The organism is Sphaerisporangium flaviroseum, from assembly GCF_039537005.1.
GTDB lineage: Bacteria > Actinomycetota > Actinomycetes > Streptosporangiales > Streptosporangiaceae > Sphaerisporangium > Sphaerisporangium flaviroseum.
Genome location: NZ_BAAAZR010000047.1, coordinates 1 through 2102, shown reverse-complemented (window position 1 = coordinate 2102; position 2102 = coordinate 1). Strand labels below are relative to the sequence as shown.

Annotated in this window: 1 protein-coding gene; it reads right to left on the bottom strand. The window is 70.2% G+C overall.

Features of this window, described 5'->3' with window-relative positions; genetic code table 11:
• Positions 1–2102, bottom strand: a 2102-nt coding sequence (locus ABD810_RS36335) for a condensation domain-containing protein (protein ID WP_344951776.1), incomplete at both ends; no start/stop codon positions are given.

Sequence of the window (2102 nt, the reverse complement as noted above, 5' to 3'; positions counted from 1 at the left end):
GGACGTGCCGTGGCCCGCGCCTGCACCATCTGGTGCACCGGCACCGGCGGCACCTGCGCCGCCGTGTCGTTCCACAAGGCGAGCAGCGCGTGCTGCGCCTCGCCGAGCAGCGACACGTCCAGGTAGGCCGCGTCCGGATCGGCCACCATCGCTTCCAGGGCGAGCAGGTGGTAGTCGTGCAGCAGGACGGCCTGTTCTTCGGCCAGTTCTCGCGCGTCGTACTCCAGGCCGAGGCGCAGCCCTCTCACGCCGGGTTCGCGGCTGACCGTCACTCCCAGCGGGAAGTTGGTCCGCGCGACGCCGGGCACGTCCATGCCTGGATCGGCAGGGCCGAGCGCGCCGCCTTCGGACGACCTTCCGAACTGGTGGAAGTCGTTGTAGTCGAAGTTGACCTCGAACAGCGCGCCGCCACCGAGTTCGCGCTGCAACGCCGACAACGGATACCGCCGATGCGGCAGCAGTTCACGCTCGGCCTCGAACACCGCCCGCGCCAGGTCCCGCCAGTTCCCCTCGGGGAGGCGAAGGCGGAACGGCACGGTGTTGAGGAACAGCCCACGCACGTCGGTGGCGTCGGCCTCCTCAAGACGGCCGTTGGCGGTCAGCCCCACCAGCACATCGGAACTACCGGTGACCAGGCTGATCACCCGCAGGTGCGCCGCGAGCACGACCGCCTTGAACGGCACTCCCCAGCCCTTGGCCAGGCCCCGCAGCCGCTCGCAGAGCTCCTCGGGCAGCGGTGTGCGAACCGAGCCGTACCCCTCGGCCTCGTTGTGCTCGCGCCACTCACCCGGCACGGTGCGGCCCGCCAGGCGAGCCGGACGGTCGGACGGCCACCGAGGCAGGCGGCGGTCCGGCGGCTCCGCCACGCGCTCCAGCCAGAAATCGTGGCTGTCCGCGGATGCAAGCGCCGCTCGCTCGGCCGCGATGAAGTCCCGATACGTCGATCGCAACGGTCGCGGTGCTGGAACCTCACCGGCGAGGAGCCGCTGGTACAGGTCGTTGATCTCGGTAAGCGTGGAGGCAAGGCTCCAGCCGTCGAGGATGGCGTGGTGCTCGGTCACCGTCCACTGGGAAGTCTCGTCGTCCAGGACATGGACGGCCATCCGGCACAGCGGCGCGACGGAGACATCGAAGACCTCCCGCCGCTGTTCGCGTACGAACTCCGCCAGCGCCGCCTGTCGCTCGTGGGCGTCGGCGCCGCGCAGGTCCATGACCGTGAGCGGGATCTCGGCGGTGGGGTGCACCAGTTGCATGGGCTGGGTGTAGCCGCTCAGGTCGAAGGAGGTGCGCAGGATCGGGTGCCGGTCCACGACGCGGGTCACGGCGTCCTGGAATCGGGTCTCGTCGAAGGGTCCGGTGATCCGGAGGCTGTGCACGTTGTGGTAGGGACGGCGGTCGGGGTCGAGCTCCATTTCGTAGACCATGCCGACCTGGAGCTCGGCCATCGGGTAGGCGTCCACCAGACCCTCGGGCAGCCGTTCCCGGTCCTCGGCGGACACCAGCGAGAACGGCTCGCGGGCCGGTTCGCGGCCCGCGTCGGTCGCGTGCCGTACCACCCTGACCAGTCCGGCGAGCGTCGGATTGTGGAACAGATCCTGGAGGGCGAACCTGAGCCCCATCTCGCGTGCCTTGCCGAGCACCTGGATGCTGCGGATGGAGTCGCCGCCCAGGTCGAAGAAGTCGTCGTGGCGGCCGACCCGGTCCACTCCCAGAACCCGCCCCCAGATCCGCGCCAGGGACTCCTCCAGCCCGGCCAGGGGAGCGACGAACTCCTGCACGAGTTCGGGACGTTCGGCCGGCGGGGCCGGCAGGGCCCGCCGATCCACCTTTCCCCGCGACGTCAGTGGCAGCGAGTCCAAGAAGACGAACCACCGCGGCACCATGAACGTCGGCAGCCGCTCCTGCGTCCACCGGCGCAGAACATCGGCCGGCACCCCCTCGCCATCGGGCACCACGTGCGCCACGAGATCGGTGTGCCCCCACTCGTCGTCATGAGCCGCGACGACGCATTCGCGTACCAGGGGGTGGGCGCGTAGCGCGGCTTCGACTTCGCCGAGTTCGACGCGGTAGCCGCGGACTTTGACCATGTGGTCGACGCGGCC